General features: G+C 38.3%; 14 protein-coding genes and 1 tRNA gene. 10 read left to right on the top strand and 5 right to left on the bottom strand.

The features are described from left to right. Window positions 1–139: 139 nt before the first annotated feature. The 5 genes from BLP81_RS00485 (at window position 140) to BLP81_RS00470 (ending at window position 8,780) form a co-directional block, all read left to right on the top strand. Window positions 140–1,873, top strand: coding sequence for a T9SS type A sorting domain-containing protein (locus BLP81_RS00485; RefSeq protein ID WP_093364206.1), 1,734 nt, complete (start codon window positions 140–142; stop codon window positions 1,871–1,873). 352 nt (window positions 1,874–2,225) lie between these two features. Further along, entirely contained in the window at window positions 2,226–4,838 is a 2,613-nt protein-coding gene (locus BLP81_RS00480; RefSeq protein ID WP_093364203.1) for a T9SS type A sorting domain-containing protein, read from the top strand. A gap of 16 nt (window positions 4,839–4,854) precedes the next feature. Further along, window positions 4,855–5,055, top strand: a complete 201-nt coding sequence (locus BLP81_RS13505; protein WP_143002794.1) for a hypothetical protein — start codon at window positions 4,855–4,857, stop codon at window positions 5,053–5,055. Between the two features lie 211 nt (window positions 5,056–5,266). After that, complete coding sequence (locus BLP81_RS00475; RefSeq protein WP_093364200.1) at window positions 5,267–7,774, top strand: M14 family metallopeptidase; 2,508 nt, start codon at window positions 5,267–5,269, stop codon at window positions 7,772–7,774. A 94-nt stretch (window positions 7,775–7,868) separates the two neighbouring features. After that, window positions 7,869–8,780: a patatin-like phospholipase family protein gene (locus BLP81_RS00470; protein WP_093364197.1), complete on the top strand. Its 912-nt coding sequence runs from the start codon at window positions 7,869–7,871 to the stop codon at window positions 8,778–8,780. A 104-nt stretch (window positions 8,781–8,884) separates the two neighbouring features. Here the strand turns inward: BLP81_RS00470 and BLP81_RS00465 are convergent, their stop codons facing one another. The 5 genes from BLP81_RS00465 to BLP81_RS00445 form a co-directional block, all read right to left on the bottom strand. Next, window positions 8,885–9,886 (bottom strand): NADP-dependent oxidoreductase, encoded by a 1,002-nt coding sequence (locus BLP81_RS00465; RefSeq protein ID WP_093364194.1) that lies wholly within the window; start codon window positions 9,884–9,886, stop codon window positions 8,885–8,887. 73 nt (window positions 9,887–9,959) lie between these two features. Continuing rightward, window positions 9,960–10,967 (bottom strand): zinc-binding alcohol dehydrogenase family protein, encoded by a 1,008-nt coding sequence (locus BLP81_RS00460; protein ID WP_093364192.1) that lies wholly within the window; start codon window positions 10,965–10,967, stop codon window positions 9,960–9,962. A gap of 134 nt (window positions 10,968–11,101) precedes the next feature. Then, the gene (locus BLP81_RS00455; RefSeq protein WP_093364189.1) at window positions 11,102–11,803 is read right to left on the bottom strand and encodes a hypothetical protein; all 702 of its coding nucleotides are present in this window, start codon (window positions 11,801–11,803) and stop codon (window positions 11,102–11,104) included. A 444-nt stretch (window positions 11,804–12,247) separates the two neighbouring features. Beyond that, complete coding sequence (locus BLP81_RS00450; RefSeq protein WP_093364186.1) at window positions 12,248–12,682, bottom strand: hypothetical protein; 435 nt, start codon at window positions 12,680–12,682, stop codon at window positions 12,248–12,250. A 546-nt stretch (window positions 12,683–13,228) separates the two neighbouring features. Next, a tRNA-Leu gene (locus tag BLP81_RS00445) sits at window positions 13,229–13,310 on the bottom strand. Between the two features lie 132 nt (window positions 13,311–13,442). Between BLP81_RS00445 and BLP81_RS00440 the strand changes: the two genes are divergently transcribed. The 5 genes from BLP81_RS00440 (at window position 13,443) to BLP81_RS00420 (ending at window position 18,033) form a co-directional block, all read left to right on the top strand. Then, entirely contained in the window at window positions 13,443–14,384 is a 942-nt protein-coding gene (locus BLP81_RS00440) for a ribose-phosphate pyrophosphokinase (RefSeq protein ID WP_093364183.1), read from the top strand. A gap of 22 nt (window positions 14,385–14,406) precedes the next feature. Continuing rightward, complete coding sequence (locus tag BLP81_RS00435; protein ID WP_093364180.1) at window positions 14,407–15,084, top strand: 50S ribosomal protein L25/general stress protein Ctc; 678 nt, start codon at window positions 14,407–14,409, stop codon at window positions 15,082–15,084. A 71-nt stretch (window positions 15,085–15,155) separates the two neighbouring features. Beyond that, window positions 15,156–15,779 (top strand): aminoacyl-tRNA hydrolase, encoded by a 624-nt coding sequence (gene pth / locus BLP81_RS00430; RefSeq protein ID WP_093364178.1) that lies wholly within the window; start codon window positions 15,156–15,158, stop codon window positions 15,777–15,779. A gap of 6 nt (window positions 15,780–15,785) precedes the next feature. Next, a complete protein-coding gene (locus tag BLP81_RS00425; RefSeq protein WP_093364176.1) occupies window positions 15,786–16,727 on the top strand; it encodes a bifunctional riboflavin kinase/FAD synthetase in 942 nt (313 codons plus the stop codon). Beyond that, a complete protein-coding gene (locus BLP81_RS00420) occupies window positions 16,720–18,033 on the top strand; it encodes an HTTM domain-containing protein (protein WP_093364174.1) in 1,314 nt (437 codons plus the stop codon). Before BLP81_RS00425 ends, BLP81_RS00420 begins: the two co-directional genes overlap by 8 nt. The last annotated feature ends 79 nt before the right edge of the window (window positions 18,034–18,112 follow it).

Here is an 18,112-nt window from a genome sequence, read left to right as displayed (position 1 = left end):
TGCCTTTGCTAAAATGCTATGGTTTTTATTGCTTTAAACCCTTGTAAGCAAATTTCTCGATTTTATAAATAAGCTTAACTCGTTGATACTTAAAATTTTTAACTATATTTATTAAATTTTAACATTTAAAATATGCATTATGAAATCAAAACTACTCTTCCTTTTGTGTTTGCTATTTTCAATGACGGCAAGCAGCCAGCTGTTTCAAAAAAATATTGAATTTGCTCAGGGACATTTTGCCAATGCCAATTTAGCCCAGGTTAATGACGGAACAAATGACGTAATAATAGCCAGTAATTTGCTATCTGCTGCTGCTCCAATACCTATCCTTAAACGCCTCCAGGATGACGGTACAGTTGTATGGTCCAAAACTTATGACGATACTACTTTAGCTAATGCCAGGTTTTTTGACATTGTCAACTATTTCGATCTCATTTTTGTTGTAGGTTCTATCGATGTAAGTGGTGTAAAAAAAGTTTTTGCAGCACAAATTGAAGCTCAAACCGGAGATATATTAGATGATAAATATTATGAAATCCTCAATGCGAGTTTTAATTCCACAGGGTTTAATGTAATTATATCTAATACTGATGCTACTGGGGATACCAATCCTAATCTCGGTTTATTAATCACCGGTTTTTTCGGTAACTGTCCAAATGCGGACCCTAGTTGTAGTTTAAACTTAGGTTTTGCTTTACGTACAGATTTAAGTTTAAATGAACTCTGGACGACGGAAGTAGGTTCATCTGTTTCAGGAAATTTAAATTATGATTTTGTAAATGGCGCGGTAGAAACCAGTGATGGTTTTGTTTTAACTGGAAGTGCAACCGGAGAGCTAAACGGTAACATTCAAGCTGGAGTCCTGATTCATAAAATCGACTTTGAAGGAAACTTTGTCTGGGATAACAGTTACATCTTTGGTAATTCTAGAGACGTAAGTGTAGACGGATATTATGACTCTACCAGTGATGAAGTTTTTTTACTCACTAATTTTTCAGCCTGGCATCATTTCGGGGTGACTGTTGTAGATAATGCAAATGGCACTATCAATGCGGCAAAATCCTGGTATGTAAACGAAGTAAGTAACAATTTAGATTTTTACGGATTTTCTTTAGTAGAATCACTTTCAAGTCCAAATAATCTGATTATCTATGGTTATCGCAGGGATTATTTCGATGGAACCGATAATAATCAATCCAACATCATCATTTACGAATTTGATAAAGCTACGGGAAATGAAGTAGGTACAAGTTATCAGTATTTAGCACCTTTCCAAGAGACTCAACCGGAACCCTACAATTTATGGACAAGTCAATTACCACTGATTTATTACCCAGATATGGCTATAATTGATTCTGACGCTACTACACCTATTCATTTTGCTGTTGGGTATAGAAATGGTGATGCAGCAAATGGCGGTCTGGCTAATATAGAACTGGTTAATGTGGATGCACAAAAAATGAATGCCTGTAGTAATATCATAATAGACTATACTAGAAACGCCCTCGGAACAGTAGATTTTATCACAAATGTTTCATCAGCTTTGGTTACAACTACTGATAATACAATGGCATTAAATGATACTGCTATAACTTTGAACATAGAGTCGTGCAGTACTCAACTCTCAGTAATAGATCAGAATAAGTCTGATATAAAGCTTTATCCAAACCCTGCTTCAGACTATGTCTTTATCAGCGATGTAAATGTCAAAAACATACGAATCTTAGACATCACGGGAAAACAGGTTATCGAAACTACTTCTTATCAAAAAAACAAAGGTCTCTACATTGGAAATCTTAAAAGTGGCATCTACTTTATAAGTGTCAAAACAGAACGGGAATCTGTTGAAAATTTAAAGCTTGTCAAGAAGTAATTTCTGACCTGCTTAAAATGGATTAAAATCCCTGGTGTTTACTCATCAGGGATTTTTATATGCGCATTTTTTAAAAATATTATTCCACCCCTAATTGTAATAAGTCATTTAATACGACTTAAATATCAGAAATCGATTGCGAAAACGATTGCGTTATAATAAATAAAACAGACATAAAAACACGTTTATCTCAAAAAAAACAATAGTATTATTATAAAAACTTCACTTTTCCTTATAATTATTAATATTTTGTTAAACTTTAACAACGATAACGTTTGCGTAATCCGCAGCTTTTTGGGTATTAATTAAGCTTTTGTTTACTTACACTTAACATAATTTTAAATCTATAAAAATGAAACAATTTTTACTTTTTTTTAGTTTGATCCTAAGCGTCTTTAGCTATGGGCAGCAACAAGTCTTCTCAAGAGCTGAGGTAAATACTGGAAATTGGGATGATGGACTACTTCCTTGGTTTTACGAATTCAGTAATGAACAACCAAATCCTGATAACGACAATACAATTGCTAACTTAATAAGGATAGGACACAACAATAACACTACCATGACTCTGAACGGGAGATCCTTCAGAGCTAAAGAATTAATATTACAATCTGGAGCATCAACCGATAGAATATTTGAAGGAAACACTCTTGAATTAAGACACCAAAGCGGAGGTCCCTCAAAAATTGAAAATCAAAGCAATGGCAGTCACACTTTTAATAATAGTATAGCAATCTTTGATGGAGTAACTGAACTAAACCCTGTATCTGGTAATCTATCCTTCACAGGTAATGTTTTGACAAACGGTAATTTCATTGATGTTTATGGTGATAATGGAAATATTCTAAACTTAAGTGGAGTTGTTTCAGGAACTGGTGGTATTGCTTTAAAGCAAAATTCCACTATAGAAATTGGAGCAGCTATGACTTATACTGGTGGAACAGCTATTGAAGGAGGAACTTTTAGATTACTTACTGGTGGAGATTTATCAGACGACACCAATGTAACTATTTCTAACAACGCAACTTTCGATTTAAACGGACAAAATACTACAGTACGATCAGTTTCCGAAACGAGCATAGGAAATGGGGGATTTATAAATTTAGGTTCTGGAACGCTTACTATTGGTGGTGGATATACAAATCCTCGCTTCCAAAATTCTATTTCTGGATCTGGAAATTTAATCAAAAGCGGAACTGGCTCTTTAAGTCTTTATGGTTCACAAGATTATACAGGCAATACTACAGTTAACGAAGGTGTTTTATCATCAGGCTCTCAGATGGCAACCTCTAGTATTATAATTAATAGCGGTGGTCGTTTTAATGCTAATGCTAACAATACATTACAATCAACTACTACTGTTGAGATAAATAGCGGAGGAGAACTAAGATTTAGTGCTGACCAAATAATCGATAATCTTACTGTTTCAGGAACATTGATAATTGATAGTGGTGTTACATTAACTATAAATGATGTTATAACCAATAATGGTACAATTGAAAATAATGGTAACATTACTTTTAAAAGCACAGCTGCAAATACTGCTCAGTATGGGAGTTCTTCAGGAACAATAACTGGTACAGGCAATATCACTATTGAGCGCTATATGACAAATAACCGCGCCTTTCGACTTATAAGTTCAGCTACAGGCGGACAAAGTATTGCCAATGCCTGGCAAGAAAACACGCATATAACCGGAACTGGAGGTAGTACAAATGGCTTTGATGAAACTGAAACAAATAATCCATCTTTATTTACTTTTGATAACAGCTTAGTAGACCAATCCAACAGAGCTGGCTGGCAGGAAGTAACATCAACGACTTCAGAAGTTATTTCAGCTGGAACGCCTTACCGTTTATATATTCGAGGAGACCGTACTATTGATTTGAATGATAATAACGCATCATCTGCTACAACAATTAGAGCTACCGGAGCAATGCAAAGAGGAAGCTTTTCTCCAACTCTATCCAGTACAGGTGGAAACTATAGTTTTGTAGGTAATCCTTACCAGGCGGTAGTTGATTTTAGTTTGGTTACTAAAACTAATCTTACAGACTTTATTTATGTGTGGGATGTGAATCAGGATCCTAATGGTGGTTATGTAACATTAGATCTCAGTCAAGATCCTATTGCACCAGATCCAAGTAGTTCTGATGCTAGTGAATTTATAGCGCCAGGTCAGGCCTTTTTTGTTCGAAATACCAGTGCAGGAAATGGCAGCATCACCTTTAATGAAACTCACAAAGCCACGGGAGAGCCACAGGTGAGTGTTTTTAATACTTACTCCAATTTTTATATCAATTCGCGTTTATATAAAATAGCAGAGCTTCAAAACGGTAAGATGGAAAGTGATGCCATTGGATTGCGCTTTAGTGATGACTACACCACTTTAGGCAGTGACGAAGATGCTGGTAAGCTTGCTAATCCTGGTGAAAACTACGCAATATTTAATAATGGTTTTAGATCTATAGATAAGCAGGGGTTGCCGTCAAATGGACATGAGGTTAATTTGGTCATTGCCAATTACAAAGAGAGTAACTACAGTTTAACATTTGCTATGGAGAACAAACCAGAAAGTCTGAAAGTATTCTTAAATGATGCTTATCTCAGCACGAAAACTGAACTTTCTGATGCTTCTACTTATGATTTTACAGTCGATGAAAATATTTCAGAAAGTGTAGATCAAAATCGGTTTAATCTCAGCTTTGAAGAAGAATCCCTAAGCAATCAGAACTTTAATGAGGCGAATTTAAGAATATATCCAAATCCAGTGGTAAATCAATTAAATATTGAAGTGCCTTCTTCAGTAGAAGTGAAAGTAGTGAAGCTTTACAATATGCTTGGACAGGAAGTAAAATCTGTAACATCAGCTTCAGTTGGCGTGTCTGATTTGAATTCTGGAGTTTATTTGGTTGAAATTCAAACGAACCAAGGTAAACTCACTGAGAAAGTAATTAAGCAATAACTAAAAAACAGAATAGATGAAAAATTTTATAAAATATACGCTCCTAATAGTTTTGATGCTTGCGGCTTTAAACGCTGAAGCGCAAACTGGTTCTGACGATTTTGATACTATCATCGGATTTGAGGACTCAGTGAATGATACTGCAGCACCAATTAATTTCTTAATTCCTCTGGCAATTGCTATTGGAGTGGTTTTAGGGATTAAAAAACTAAAGTAAATAGCATCTCTTTTTGATGAAACTTAACTCTCTGATGAAGATTCGTCAGGGAGTTTATTTTTTATAAATAAGATTAGAATCAAACTAAAACCAGAGTAATTTCTTTTCGCTAATTCAGCAATTGGATTAATTTATCAATTTCAATAATCAGATTCAACTTTCTATTGTATTTTGTGTCCTAAACCTAGTATTTATCAAAAAACAAAACTCTATGAAGTCATTTCTTTTCGTCATTACTTTTTTTGTTTGCATTTTCTCTCAAGCTCAAAATGCAAATTTGGATTATTATCTGCCTACAGATGTGTCTTACAACCAGGACATTCCCAAACCCAGTGAAATTTTAGGTTTTGTGCCGGGAGAATGGCACGTTAGCCACGACAAGCTGGTTCAATATATGACTGCTGTCGCCGAGTCGTCTGATAGAATTAGTCTCGAAAACAGGGGCTTTACCTACGAAAAAAGACCTTTGATTTTACTTACCGTAACCTCACCGGAAAATCATGACAATCTTTCAGAAATCAAAAAGAAACACCTCCAGATCGTTTCAGGAGAAGTCTCAGAATCAGATCTGGCGTCTATGCCGGTAGTCGTTAACCAGGGGTTTTCCATTCATGGCAATGAGCCCAGCGGATCAAATGCAGCTTTGGTTTTAGCCTATTACCTGGCTGCTGCTGAAGGCCCTGCTATAGAAAACCTTCTAAAAAACACAGTGATCCTGCTCGACCCGAGTTTCAATCCGGATGGCCTGCAGCGTTTCGCTTACTGGACCAATACCAATAGAAGCACACATTTGAATCCCGATCCACAGGATCGTGAATTTTCTGAAGTTTGGCCAGGGGGAAGAACAAACCACTACTGGTTTGATATGAACAGGGACTGGCTTCCTGTGCAGCTTTTGGAAAGTCAGGCCAGGATTGAAACGTTTTACGACTGGAGACCGAATGTCCTCACCGATCATCACGAAATGGGATCTAATTCCACCTTCTTTTTTCAACCAGGTATTCCTTCACGTACCAACCCCTTAACCCCACAGCTCAATCAGGACTTAACCGAACAAATCGGAAATTACCACGCCGCTGCTTTGGACAGTATCGGTTCCCTTTATTATTCTCAGGAAAGCTTTGATGATTTTTATTACGGAAAAGGGTCAACATTCCCGGACATCAACGGATCTATTGGAATTCTTTTTGAGCAGGCTAGCTCCAGAGGCTCTAGTCAGCTTACCAACAACGGCCTGTTGACTTTCCCGTTTACGGTGAGAAATCAGTTCACCACAGCTCTATCCACCTTAAAAGCTTCGCTGGAATTGAAGGAGAAGATTTTAAAATTACAGCATCAGTTTTACAGAAACGCCAAGAAAAATGCTGATAAGGGCGCTTATGTTTTTGGCAGAAAAGGAGATCCTGTACTTGCTCAAAAATTAGCTGAAGTTCTAAGTAGACATCAGGTTGAACTCTACAAACTCGAAAGTGATGCCAGCATCGACGGAAAAGACTTCAGTGTCAATTCTTCGTATATCATACCAAAAAATCAATTGCAGCAAAGGCTTGTTGAGGCGATGTTTGAAGAACGCACCACCTTCGAAGACAGTATTTTTTATGACGTCTCAGCCTGGAGTTTCAGACATGCCTTTGATGTAGATTTCACAGAAGTAAAATCTATCGGTAGAGGAGAAAAAATAATGACTACAGAGCTTAAAACTCCTCAGGACATCTCCAGATCAGAATACGCTTATGCCTTGAGATGGAGTGACTTCAATTCTCCTGAAGTTTTATATAAACTTATGGATGCCGATATAAGAACAAAAGTGGCTCAAAAGCCTTTTCGTTCCGAAACTGAAGAATTTGATTACGGCACTATTTTAATTCCTGTTCAAAATCAGGAGAAAAATGCTGATGAAATTTATGACCTGCTGAATTCACTTCAAAAAGAAAACCACGTGCATATTTCAGCTTTAAAAACAGGACTTACCAAGGGTATCAATCTGGGAAGTCCCAATATGGATGACTTAAAGATGCCCAATATCGCTATGCTGGTTGGCGAAGGAGTAAGATCTTACGACGCCGGAGAAATGTGGCATATGCTGGATTACAGGTTTGAAATTCCTGTGACAAAACTGGACACCAGGGAGTTCAACAGAACTAGCCTGGATAAGTACACGCATCTGATTATCCCAAGCTCCAGTTCAAACAGTTTAAGCAGTTCAGGTAAAACGAAACTGAAAGACTGGGTAAGAGGTGGAGGAACTATCATAGCTTATAAAGGGACGGCCAACTGGCTGAAAGCAGAAAAAATGATCGATTTTGAAACCAAGAATGATTCTGTAGTTGCAGAAAACATAAGCCATATTGAGCGAAGTGAATTTTACGGAGCCAAAGAAATAGGCGGGGCCATTTTCAATACAAAAATAGACCGGTCGCATCCTGTAGCTTACGGCTATACTGATGACGAATTAGCTGTGTTCAGAAATTCAAACCTCATGATAAAAGCAGATGAGCTGAGCTTCAACAATCCTATTCAATACACCAGTTCGCCATTGCTAAGTGGCTACATCAACGAAGAAAACCTGGAACTTTTAAAAGGGACTGTTCCTTTCAAGCATAGCAGTTACGGAAGAGGTGATGTTATCATTTTCACAGATAATACCAACTTTAGAGCCTTCTGGCTGGGAACCTTCAAATTGTTCCTCAACTCTATTTTCTTTAGTGACCAAATGTAATTTTTCTAAATTTTGAAAAAAGAGCCTGTTTCATTAGCTGAAACAGGCTCTTTTTTATTACACCAATTTATCGTAGTTTAATTCAAAATAAAACATGAGGGCTTTAGTGATTTCCGGAGGTGGAAGCAAAGGGGCGTTTGCAGGCGGCATCGCAGAATACCTCATTGCGGAATGTCAAAATAAGTACGATTTATTTTTAGGGACATCCACCGGCAGCTTACTCGTTCCCTTATTGTCTATCGGTGAAATTTCAAAGCTTAAACAAGTCTATACGTCTGTTTCCCAAAAGTCAATCTTTAGCCGAAATCCCTTTATCATCAGGAAGAAAAATGAGGAATTTGAAATCAGGATGAATCATTTCAATATTCTTCTGGGATTTCTAAAAGGCTCGAGAACCTTTGGAGAAAGCAAAGCCTTAAGACAATTGATTCTGGACACACTTACGCCTGAGTTTTTTGAACAAATGAAGTGGCAGGCTGAAGAGGTGGTGGTCACGGTGTCCAACATAAGCCTGGGGCATGTGGAATACAAATCCTTAAAAGACTTTAGCAGAGAAGAATTCTGTGACTGGATCTGGGCTTCCGCGAACATGATTCCCTTTATGAGTCTGATGCGGAAAGATGGATTCGATTATGGCGATGGCGGTCTGGGGAATATTGTTCCCATCTCTGAAGCCATCAACCGGGGCGCTTCAGAAATAGATGTCATCGTTCTAAAAACCGAGAAGCAATACCAGAAAAAACCGGTCAGAAATGCCCTGGAGCTCACCACCAGAGTCTTCGACTTTCTTCTGGACCAAATCATCAGGAATGATCTTACCCTGGGAAAATTGAGAAGCAAACATGAACACGTGAATCTCAACTTTTACCACCCGCCAGAAATGCTTACCAAAAACTCGTTGATCTTCAACCCTGAACAAATGAAAAACTGGTGGAACATGGGCTTCGCTTATGCTCAGAAAACCAATCCCTACTGTAAACGTATTGAAACGAAGTTTTATAAGTAAATCTAATTTTTTGTCAGGCCGAGTGTATCGAGATCTTGAGTTACAATTGGTAATAGGCATAGATTTCACTCAAAGACTCACAGGCTCGCAAACTCATCAGCTGCTTAAACCTTAACCAGCATTTTCCCCTTGTTTTTACCTTCAAAGAGGTCTAAAAAAGCCTGCGGGATGTTGTCAAATCCTTCCTGTATGGTTTCCTCATAATGAAGTTTTCCGTTTTGAAGCCATTCTGCTAACTGTTGAATTCCTTCAGGGTGTCTGTCTTTGTAATCGAAGATGACGAAGCCCTTCATGGACGAACTCTTTTTAATCAAAAATGGCTGTACGCTGGTGCTTTTAGGTAATTCCGTTTTGTTATAAACCGAAATGGCACCACAAACGACCGTTCGAGAGAACTTATTGATGTTATAAAGCACAGCTTCTGAAATTTCTCCACCTACATTATCGTAGTAGACATCCACTCCATCCGGGCAGGCTTTGGCGATGGCCTGCTTCATGTTTTCGGTGGTTTTGTAGTTGATGCCTTCATCATAACCAAAATCAGATGTAATCATCTCTATTTTTTCGTCGGTCCCCGCAATACCAATCACACGCATTCCAAATATCTTCCCGATTTGTCCAACCACAGTTCCCACTGCGCCTGCAGCTCCTGAAACGAGCAGTGTTTCGCCTTCTTTGGGTTTTCCGATATCGGTAAGTCCAAAATAAGCGGTAAGCCCTGTCATACCAAGAATCCCAAGATAGGCAGAAAACGGCGCCTGATCCGGATTTACTTTTTTCAGGTTGTCGGCCTTTGCGACTTGCTGTTCTTTCCACTGCAGCATCCCTGTGACGAAATCTCCAGTACTTAAGTCAGAAGCTTTGGACTCCAGCACTTCGGCCACGCAACCGGAAACAATAGGTTTGTTGAGTTCAAAAGGCTCTATATAAGACTCAGCATCCATCATTCTGCCCCTTAAGTACGGGTCTACGGATACGTAAGTCAGTTGAAGTAAGACTTCACCGTCTTTGAGTTCTGAGACTTCTGAAGTTGTAAAATCAAAGTCAGAGAGTTCAGGTTTTCCTTTGGGTCTGTTCTTTAAGTTGATAGTTTTGGTAGTGTTCATTATTTTAAATTTTAATAGGATTTATTGCAAGGTCATTACGAATTGATAAAATTTTAGTTTGCTATTGCGGTTATCAGAACCCTTCCAATACAATTTTGCCTTTGGCTTTGCCAGACTCCAGCAGTTGGTGAGCTTTTCTCAGGTTTTCAGCAGTTATAGTTCCAAAATGTTTCCCCTTGGTGGTTTTAAGGCTTCCATCATCCACCAGTTCAGACACCTTATTGAGAATATGATGCTGTTCGATCATATCCGGAGTTTGAAATAAAGACCTGGTAAACATCAGTTCGTAATGAATGGAAACCGATTTCGGCTTGAAAGAGGTGGCATTAATCACTTTAGGATCGTCGATAAATCCAAACTTCCCTTGTGGATTAATCACTTTTACGATTTCCTCAAAATGTTCTCCGGTAGCATTGATGCCGATGACGTAATCTGCTTCCGGAAGCTCTTCTTTTTTAAATTCTTCACTTAATTTATTACTGTGATCGATCACGACATCTGCTCCCAATTCCCTGAGCCAGTTTTTAGTGACCTCTCTCGAGGCGGTCCCAATGACTTTCAATTGGGTAAGTTTTTTCGCCAGCTGCACCATGATTGATCCCACGCCACCCGCAGCGCCAACAATCAAAATACTTTTATTCGCATCTTCTTTATCCACCTGCACCCTGTCAAAAAGCATTTCCCAGGCGGTTAGCGATGTTAAAGGCAGTGCAGCAGCATCGGCGAAGGACAGGCTGGTCGGCTTTTTACCTACGATTCTCTCATCCACCAGTTGAAATTGGGCATTGCTTCCCTGCCGTTTCAACTCTCCGGCATACCAGACCTCATCCCCCACCTTGAAAAGAGACACCTCTTCTCCCACTTCTTTGACGATTCCTGCGGCATCCCAGCCGATGATTTCCCACTCGTCATTCTCAGGTGTTCTGTTTTTTCTGATTTTATAGTCGACAGGATTCACAGAGATCGCCTTCACTTCTACCAAAAGATCCCTGCCTTTGGCTTCGGGATTTGGCATCTCGATATCCTGCAGTGCATTTTTGTTTTCTATGTCTAAATTTTCCTTAAATCCTATCGCTTTCATATGAGCTGTTTTATGTACTAATTTAGGATTATAAAGTCAGAAAGCCTGTTAGAGGATGTATAAAAGTTATGATTTTCAATCCTGAAGGAATCTTTTGTATTTCAGATATTTTTACTAATATCCCTTAATTAGGATTATTTATTGGAGTTTGAGTTGATTTCCACGTAATCGGCAAAATTGATATCGATAATTATGATTTTATCCCAATATGCTGATTTTAATTTCTCAATATTCCTGATGTGCCTTAGCGATACATCACCTGAACTTGATAATCCAGTAGAAATTACAAGCCATTTTCGATCATATGTTTCATTCCATTTTTTTATTTTTTCTGTTTTAGCTTTTATTATAGGTATAAACCATTCAACTTTAGGCGGAGTGTAATCTGAAGCTATAAAAGATGATATTCGAGTAGGAAAATTACCAATTTTTCGAATAGATATCCGACTAATATTTGTGGAAGGCTCGTCTATTAATTCAGACTCAATATTTTCACTTACGCTTAAACTAACTGTATTTACCTCTACTTCAATTGAAGTTCTTTTAGAAACTATAGAATTATAATTAATCGTAAAGTCATAACCATAAGGAAATAGCTCAACTAATTTCACCCTTATTTTTTGATGTAATTCATTTAAAAAGCTCTCCCGTTTTTTTAAACTTGATCCTTTTGAGGCATAATCAGTATAGAATTCAGTCACTTCACATCCGATTTTATTCCCTTTTCCTTTTAAAATGAAATCAGGAGATTCAAATTCTTCAATTTCAAAGGATTGATTGGATGCTTTTAGATATTTTTCAACTGCTAATTTTTCTAAAGCTTTTGGACTACGCATAGTTTATTTTGTGGCTACATCGTTAAAAGTATAGTTTTTAAAATTAAAGCTAAACCTAGATATCCATTCTCTTTTTCAGATTAATCTTTAAGCTTAAAACTTTCTTTTCAACTTCAGTTTATGTTCCTCATCAGGCTGGATGTTAAAAGTTAACTTTAGACATAAAGAAATGTACCGTTAACCATAAAAGTTAACTGGAGCAAAATCAAAATAAAAGACAAAGGGAAATCCTTGAAAAGAAAAAAGCCTTCCGAAAGGAAGGCTTTGTACCTAGGGCGGGCTTGCCTGAACTTCATTAAATAAAAATTAAATAGTCATTTAATTAGTTACTAAATTCTTCGTCAATTTTGTTTATCAAAGATCGAATTAGATGAAAAAAGCCCTCGAAACGGCTTAAAATTTATAATCGAGCAATTAAAATCTACTTTATAATAGTTTTAGTCCCTATTCAGGTTTTTTGCACCTGGAGTAATCTGCATTGAAAGTGAAGTTATTTGTGCTTAATTTATCTATATTGTTGTTTCCATTGTGATCAGGCTGATAAGAAGCTCCTGTTCCTAAGTCAACTCCGATTCCTATTATTCCCCAGGTAAGAGCACTTAAGATAAAGTTTCCTGTTCTGAATGATTTATTATAGGTTAAGGTTTGAGAATCACAACCCTCTTCTTCTAAGGTTACAACCAATGGTTTGTTTCTAGCAAATAATTTAGTTGCTGTTCCATTTCCTATTTTTTGGCCATCAACATAGATGTCTGCATCTGGATGGTCTTTTGCAATAATAGTCCCTTGGTATTTACTTCCTCCAAACATTACTCCACAACTTGTTAAGCTAGTAGAGAAAACAAATGCAACAGCAATTAGTAAAATAATTCTTTTCATAATTTAAATTTTGAATTAGTAAGATTTGTTAGTTTTTGATGATTGAAATTGTTCATTTTTTCAACGAGCGTAAAAGTAAAATTATTTTTAAAATCACAAATAAATTTTATTATTAAAAATCATCATAGTGAACCATTAATAACCAATTGCTTTGTATTTTTAACTAAGTATAATCACCTGGAAATAATTAAAATTCTCATCTAACTCAAAAATACCTTCGTCCTCTCGGAGATATTGAGTACCAAGTGAGAGCTTTCCCGAGCTTCGTTAAATTAAAATTAGATCATTTTTAAATCAAAAAACCCTCGAAAAGATCGAAGACTTTTAACCTAGGGCGAGTATTTACCTTCCATTGAACTTAGGCAGGTCGAACACCTATATAAAGTATTTCTGAATATTTTAATAAAAAAAGCCTCCCGATAGGAAGGCTTTGTACCTAGGGCGGGAACCTGCCTGCGTTCCTTGGAAGGCAGGTCGTACCCATACGTAAGTTGGGCTCGAAGTATTTTGATGAAAATAAAAAAGCCTTCCGAAAGGAAGGCTTTGTACCTAGGGCGGGAATCGAACCCGCACATCGTAAGATACTGGGTTTTGAATCCAGCGCGTCTACCAATTCCGCCACCTAGGCATTTTGGAAGTGCAAAAATATAAAATTATTTGTTTCCTTGCAGAAAATATCGGTCTTATTTACATCCAACTTGAATTATTTATCTAAATTTGCAATCCATAAATCGAATATCCCTCAAAAGGTCAATTAGTTATGGCAGACGTAGAAAAAGTCGCAAAAATTTTTGCTTGTTCCCAAAGTACTTCATTAGCTAAGTCTATTGCAGCATCCTATGGTATCCCCTTAGGAAATGTGAATACCATGCATTTTAGCGACGGTGAATTTCAGCCTTCCTTTGAGGAGAGTGTACGCGGGTCCCGTGTTTTTATTATTGGCTCTACGTTTCCAAACTCAGACAATTTGATGGAAATGCTTTTGATGCTGGATGCCGCCAAGCGGTCTTCGGCCAGACATATTACGGCAGTTATGCCTTATTTTGGCTGGGCAAGACAGGACAGAAAAGATAAGCCAAGAGTTCCGATCGCTGCCAAACTGGTCGCTAAAATGCTGGAAACCGCAGGAGCCACAAGGATTATCACTATGGATCTTCATGCTGATCAAATCCAGGGCTTTTTTGAAAAACCCGTGGATCATTTATATGCTTCTACTGTGTTTTTACCGTATTTGAGAAGCCTGAAATTAGATGACCTCACTGTTGCCTCTCCAGATATGGGTGGCTCTAAACGAGCTTATGCCTATTCTAAATTTTTAGAGAGCGATGTGGTGATCTGTTACAAACAAAGAGCGAAAGCCAATAAGATTTCTCATATGGAATTGATTGGTGATGTGACCGGAAAGAATGTGGTCCTGGCCGATGATATGGTAGATACGGCAGGAACCTTGACGCATGCGGCTAACCTGATGATGGAAAGAGGTGCAAAAAGCGTAAGAGCGATTTGTTCTCATCCGGTTTTGTCTGGAGGAGCCTATGAGAAAATCCAGGAGTCCAAACTAGAAGAATTGATTGTTACGGATAGCATTCCGTTGAAAAAAGACAGTCCCAAAATAAAAGTACTTAGCTGTGCCGATTTGTTTGCCGATGTGATGAAAGCCGTCCATTACAACAAATCCATCAGCGGTAAGTTTTTAATGTAGTTTAATTTAATTTAATTTTTTTATGAAATCGATTACGATCAAAGGATCTAAAAGAGAAAGCGTAGGCAAGAAAGCTACGAAAGCCTTACGTAATGCTGGAGAGGTCCCTTGCGTTATTTACGGGGGGGATAATATCGTGCATTTTGCTGCGCCAGTAGTGTCTTTCAACAAGTTGATTTACACTCCCGATGTACACACTGTCATTGTTGACCTTAACGGCAACAAGACCAATGCTGTACTTCAAGACATTCAATTCCACCCTGTGACAGATGAAATTCTGCACATTGATTTCTATGAATTCCACGAAGGACAAGAGATCACTATGGAAATCCCTGTTCACTCTGAAGGCATTCCTAAAGGTGTGAAAAATGGTGGTGTTTTGAGATTTAACTTAAGACGTATGACTGTAAAAGGTCTTGCTAAAAATCTTCCAGATTATATCGTTGCAGACGTGACTCCACTTAAAATTGGACAGAAATTATACGTTACAGCAGTGGCTAGTGAAGATTACAGAATCATGCACCCGGACAATACAGTGATTTGTCAGGTCAGAACTTCCAGAAACGTTTCACTCATCGGTGTTGATGAAGACGAAGAAGAAGATGAAACACTAGAAGGAGAAGAAGGAGCTGAAGGTACTGAAGGCGAAGAAAATACAGCTGAAGGTGGAGAAGATTCTTCTAATGAAAACAAAGGATAAATCTTAGATTTATAATTATCCAAAAGCATCCTGTTTTTCAGGATGCTTTTTTATTTTTACAAAAAAAGTAAATGAGACCTTTTTTTGCCAGGCTTTTATCCAAAAACAAAACAGAAGAAAAAGACCCTATGAAGAAGTTTTTGATTGTGGGACTTGGTAATCCAGGCCCAAAGTATGAAAATACGAGGCACAATATTGGATTTAAGATTTTGGATGAGTTAGCCGAAAAAAGAGAGGTCGGTTTTGAAGCAGATCGCTATGGAGATAAAACCAGCTTCAATTTTAAAGGCCGAAAGTTTATACTTATCAAACCGACTACATTCATGAACCTTAGCGGCAAAGCCGTACGCTACTGGTTAGAAAAAGAAAATATCGCCATCCAAAATTTACTGGTAATTACAGATGACCTCAATTTAAGCTTTGGAACTCTAAGGCTCAAGCCCAAAGGAAGTGATGGCGGGCATAATGGCCTGAAGAGTATTCAGGAATTGCTCCAAACCACGACTTACCCCAGACTTAGGTTTGGCATAAGCGATGAGTTTTCTAAAGGCCGTCAGATAGATTATGTCCTGAGCGAATGGAGCCCGGAAGAACAGAAAATACTCAAAGAACGCCTGGAGACCTCAGCCGAATTGATTCTTTCATTCGGAACGGCCGGGATTCAAAATACGATGAACAACTTTAACGGAAAATAGACTTAGGTGAAGATTTATAACAGTGTTTCAGAATTCGATTCTACAATCCCCACAGTGGTCACCATCGGTACTTTTGATGGTGTACATCTCGGGCATAGAAAAATTATTCAGCGTCTTGTAGATACCGCAGACCAGGAACTTCTCCAAACGGCTCTTCTTACCTTCTATCCTCACCCGAGAATGGTATTGCAGCAAAGTTCAGACTTGAAATTGATCAATACCATCGAAGAACGAAAATTGATCCTGGAGGAAACCGGCCTGGAACATCTTATTGTTCATCCCTTTACCTTAGAATTCTCAAGGCTCACCGCCAGAGAATACGTGGAAGAGATTCTGGTAAAAGGATTGAATGCCAAAAAAATAGTCATTGGTTACGACCACCATTTTGGAAGAAACAGAACGGCAGATATCGAGGATCTGAAAGCCTTCGGAAAAGAATTCAATTTTGAAGTGCATGAGATTTCAAAGCAGGATATCGAGGATGTCGCGGTGAGTTCCACCAAAATAAGAAGATCTCTTGAGGAAGGTGATCTCGAAAAAGCAAACGAATACCTTTCCAGACCTTTTTTCCTCTCTGGCGACATCATCAAAGGAAAAGGACTGGGAAGAAATATGGGCTATCCTACGGCGAATCTCAAGATTGAAGAATCCTATAAGCTTATTCCCAAAGAAGGCGTTTACGTGGTGGCCTCGGTGATTGATGGTGATAAGTATTTTGGAATGATGAACATTGGCACAAATCCTACGGTAGGGGGACAAGAGCGGAGCATAGAAACCTTCTTCTTTGATATGGACATGGATTTATACGGAAAACATTTGCACATTCAGTTGCTTAAACGCATTCGGAGTGAAGTGAAATTTGATGGCCTGGAAGCCTTGATAAAAGCGATGAAAGCCGATGAAGTTTTCGCTAGAAACTACATAAAATCGTCTAATCCTGATGAATAAGCTTCTCTTTAAGCAGGTTGATAATTCCCCACTTATCGTGTTTAGGATTTTATTTGGCCTGCTTATCGCCCTGGAAGCCTGGGGAGCTATTGCCACAGGATGGGTAAGACGAACGCTTATCGAACCTCAGTTTACCTTCAACTTTATTGGTTTTGATTTTCTGCAACCACTGCCCGGCAATGGAATGTATCTCTATTTTGGACTCATGGGATTGTTGGGGATATTTGTGATGCTGGGCTTCAAATACAGATCCAGTGTTATTGCCTACACCCTGCTTTGGACAAGCGTCTATTTAATGCAGAAAACCTCTTACAATAATCATTACTACTTATTAATTCTACTTCTAATTTTCATGTGCCTGGTTCCTGCACACAGGTATTTTTCGATAGATGCCAAAAACAACCCCAGTCTAAAATCCATCAGCATGCCCAATTGGGTAGTGCTTTTCATCATAGGCCAAATGTGGATTGTGTACACCTATGCCAGTTTGGCCAAGCTATACCCGGACTGGCTGGACGGTACTTTCCCGGAACTTTTGATGAAAACCAAAGCGCATTACTGGCTCATCGGTGATTTGCTTCAGGAAAGATGGATACATATGAGTATCGCTTATTTCGGAATTTTATTCGATTTGCTGGTCGTCCCCTTGCTCTTATGGAAACGAACACGAGTGGTAATGTTTTGGATCAGTGTTTTCTTTCACCTGTTCAACAGCATCGTTTTTCAAATTGGGATTTTTCCTTATATGTCCTTAGCACTCACCGTTTTCTTTTTTCCCAAAGAATATATTCACAGGAAATTTCTAAAATTCAAACCTTTCTACAGCGATTCCGAAATTGAAGTTCCCGGACTGGCGCCCTACTTCAAAGGCTTTTTACTGATCTGGTTTGCGATACAGCTACTCTTACCCGTCAGGCATTATTTTATTAAAGGAGATGTCTTCTGGACGGAAGAAGGCCACAGAATGAGCTGGAGAATGATGCTAAGATCTAAGGGCGGTTCAGCGAGTTTTCTTGTCAAAAATCTGAAGACTGGAAAGACGGACTACGTAAAACTTGATGAGTATTTAACCCCAAAACAAAAACGCAATCTTTTGAAACCTGATGGTATTTTTCAGTTCACCCAAAAATTGAAAAAAGAATATGCTGAAAAGGAAATACCGGTTGAAATTTATGCAAGAATAAAAGTGAGTCTCAACGCGAGAACTCCTGAATATCTTGTGGATCCAAAACTGGATCTTAGCACTATCAAGTGGGATTACTTCAAACATAATGACTGGATTCTTCTACAAGCTGAGAGTGAATAAGAGTCGTGAGCCTGCCTGCGTTCCTTGGAAGGCAGGTCGTGAGTCAAAATTTACAATATCAGTTCGGAACTTACCAATT

This window comes from Psychroflexus sediminis (assembly GCF_900099815.1).
Lineage (GTDB): Bacteria > Bacteroidota > Bacteroidia > Flavobacteriales > Flavobacteriaceae > Psychroflexus > Psychroflexus sediminis.
Note: the sequence above shows the minus strand (reverse complement) of the source record. Positions and strands in the feature narration are given on the sequence as shown.

Excerpts from the sequence above, each read along its gene's own strand:
- BLP81_RS13505 (WP_143002794.1), top strand. The coding sequence starts at position 4,855 with ATGAAAAATTTTATAAAATATACGCTCCTAATAGTTTTGATGCTTGCG.
- BLP81_RS00460 (WP_093364192.1), bottom strand. The coding sequence starts at position 10,967 with ATGAAAGCGATAGGATTTAAGGAAAATTTAGACATAGAAAACAAAAAT.
- BLP81_RS00465 (WP_093364194.1), bottom strand. The coding sequence starts at position 9,886 with ATGAACACTACCAAAACTATCAACTTAAAGAACAGACCCAAAGGAAAA.
- pth (WP_093364178.1), top strand. The coding sequence starts at position 15,156 with ATGAGACCTTTTTTTGCCAGGCTTTTATCCAAAAACAAAACAGAAGAA.
- BLP81_RS00485 (WP_093364206.1), top strand. The coding sequence starts at position 140 with ATGAAATCAAAACTACTCTTCCTTTTGTGTTTGCTATTTTCAATGACG.
- BLP81_RS00455 (WP_093364189.1), bottom strand. The coding sequence starts at position 11,803 with ATGCGTAGTCCAAAAGCTTTAGAAAAATTAGCAGTTGAAAAATATCTA.
- BLP81_RS00475 (WP_093364200.1), top strand. The coding sequence starts at position 5,267 with ATGAAGTCATTTCTTTTCGTCATTACTTTTTTTGTTTGCATTTTCTCT.
- BLP81_RS00470 (WP_093364197.1), top strand. The coding sequence starts at position 7,869 with ATGAGGGCTTTAGTGATTTCCGGAGGTGGAAGCAAAGGGGCGTTTGCA.
- BLP81_RS00435 (WP_093364180.1), top strand. The coding sequence starts at position 14,407 with ATGAAATCGATTACGATCAAAGGATCTAAAAGAGAAAGCGTAGGCAAG.
- BLP81_RS00480 (WP_093364203.1), top strand. The coding sequence starts at position 2,226 with ATGAAACAATTTTTACTTTTTTTTAGTTTGATCCTAAGCGTCTTTAGC.
- BLP81_RS00440 (WP_093364183.1), top strand. The coding sequence starts at position 13,443 with ATGGCAGACGTAGAAAAAGTCGCAAAAATTTTTGCTTGTTCCCAAAGT.
- BLP81_RS00450 (WP_093364186.1), bottom strand. The coding sequence starts at position 12,682 with ATGAAAAGAATTATTTTACTAATTGCTGTTGCATTTGTTTTCTCTACT.
- BLP81_RS00420 (WP_093364174.1), top strand. The coding sequence starts at position 16,720 with ATGAATAAGCTTCTCTTTAAGCAGGTTGATAATTCCCCACTTATCGTG.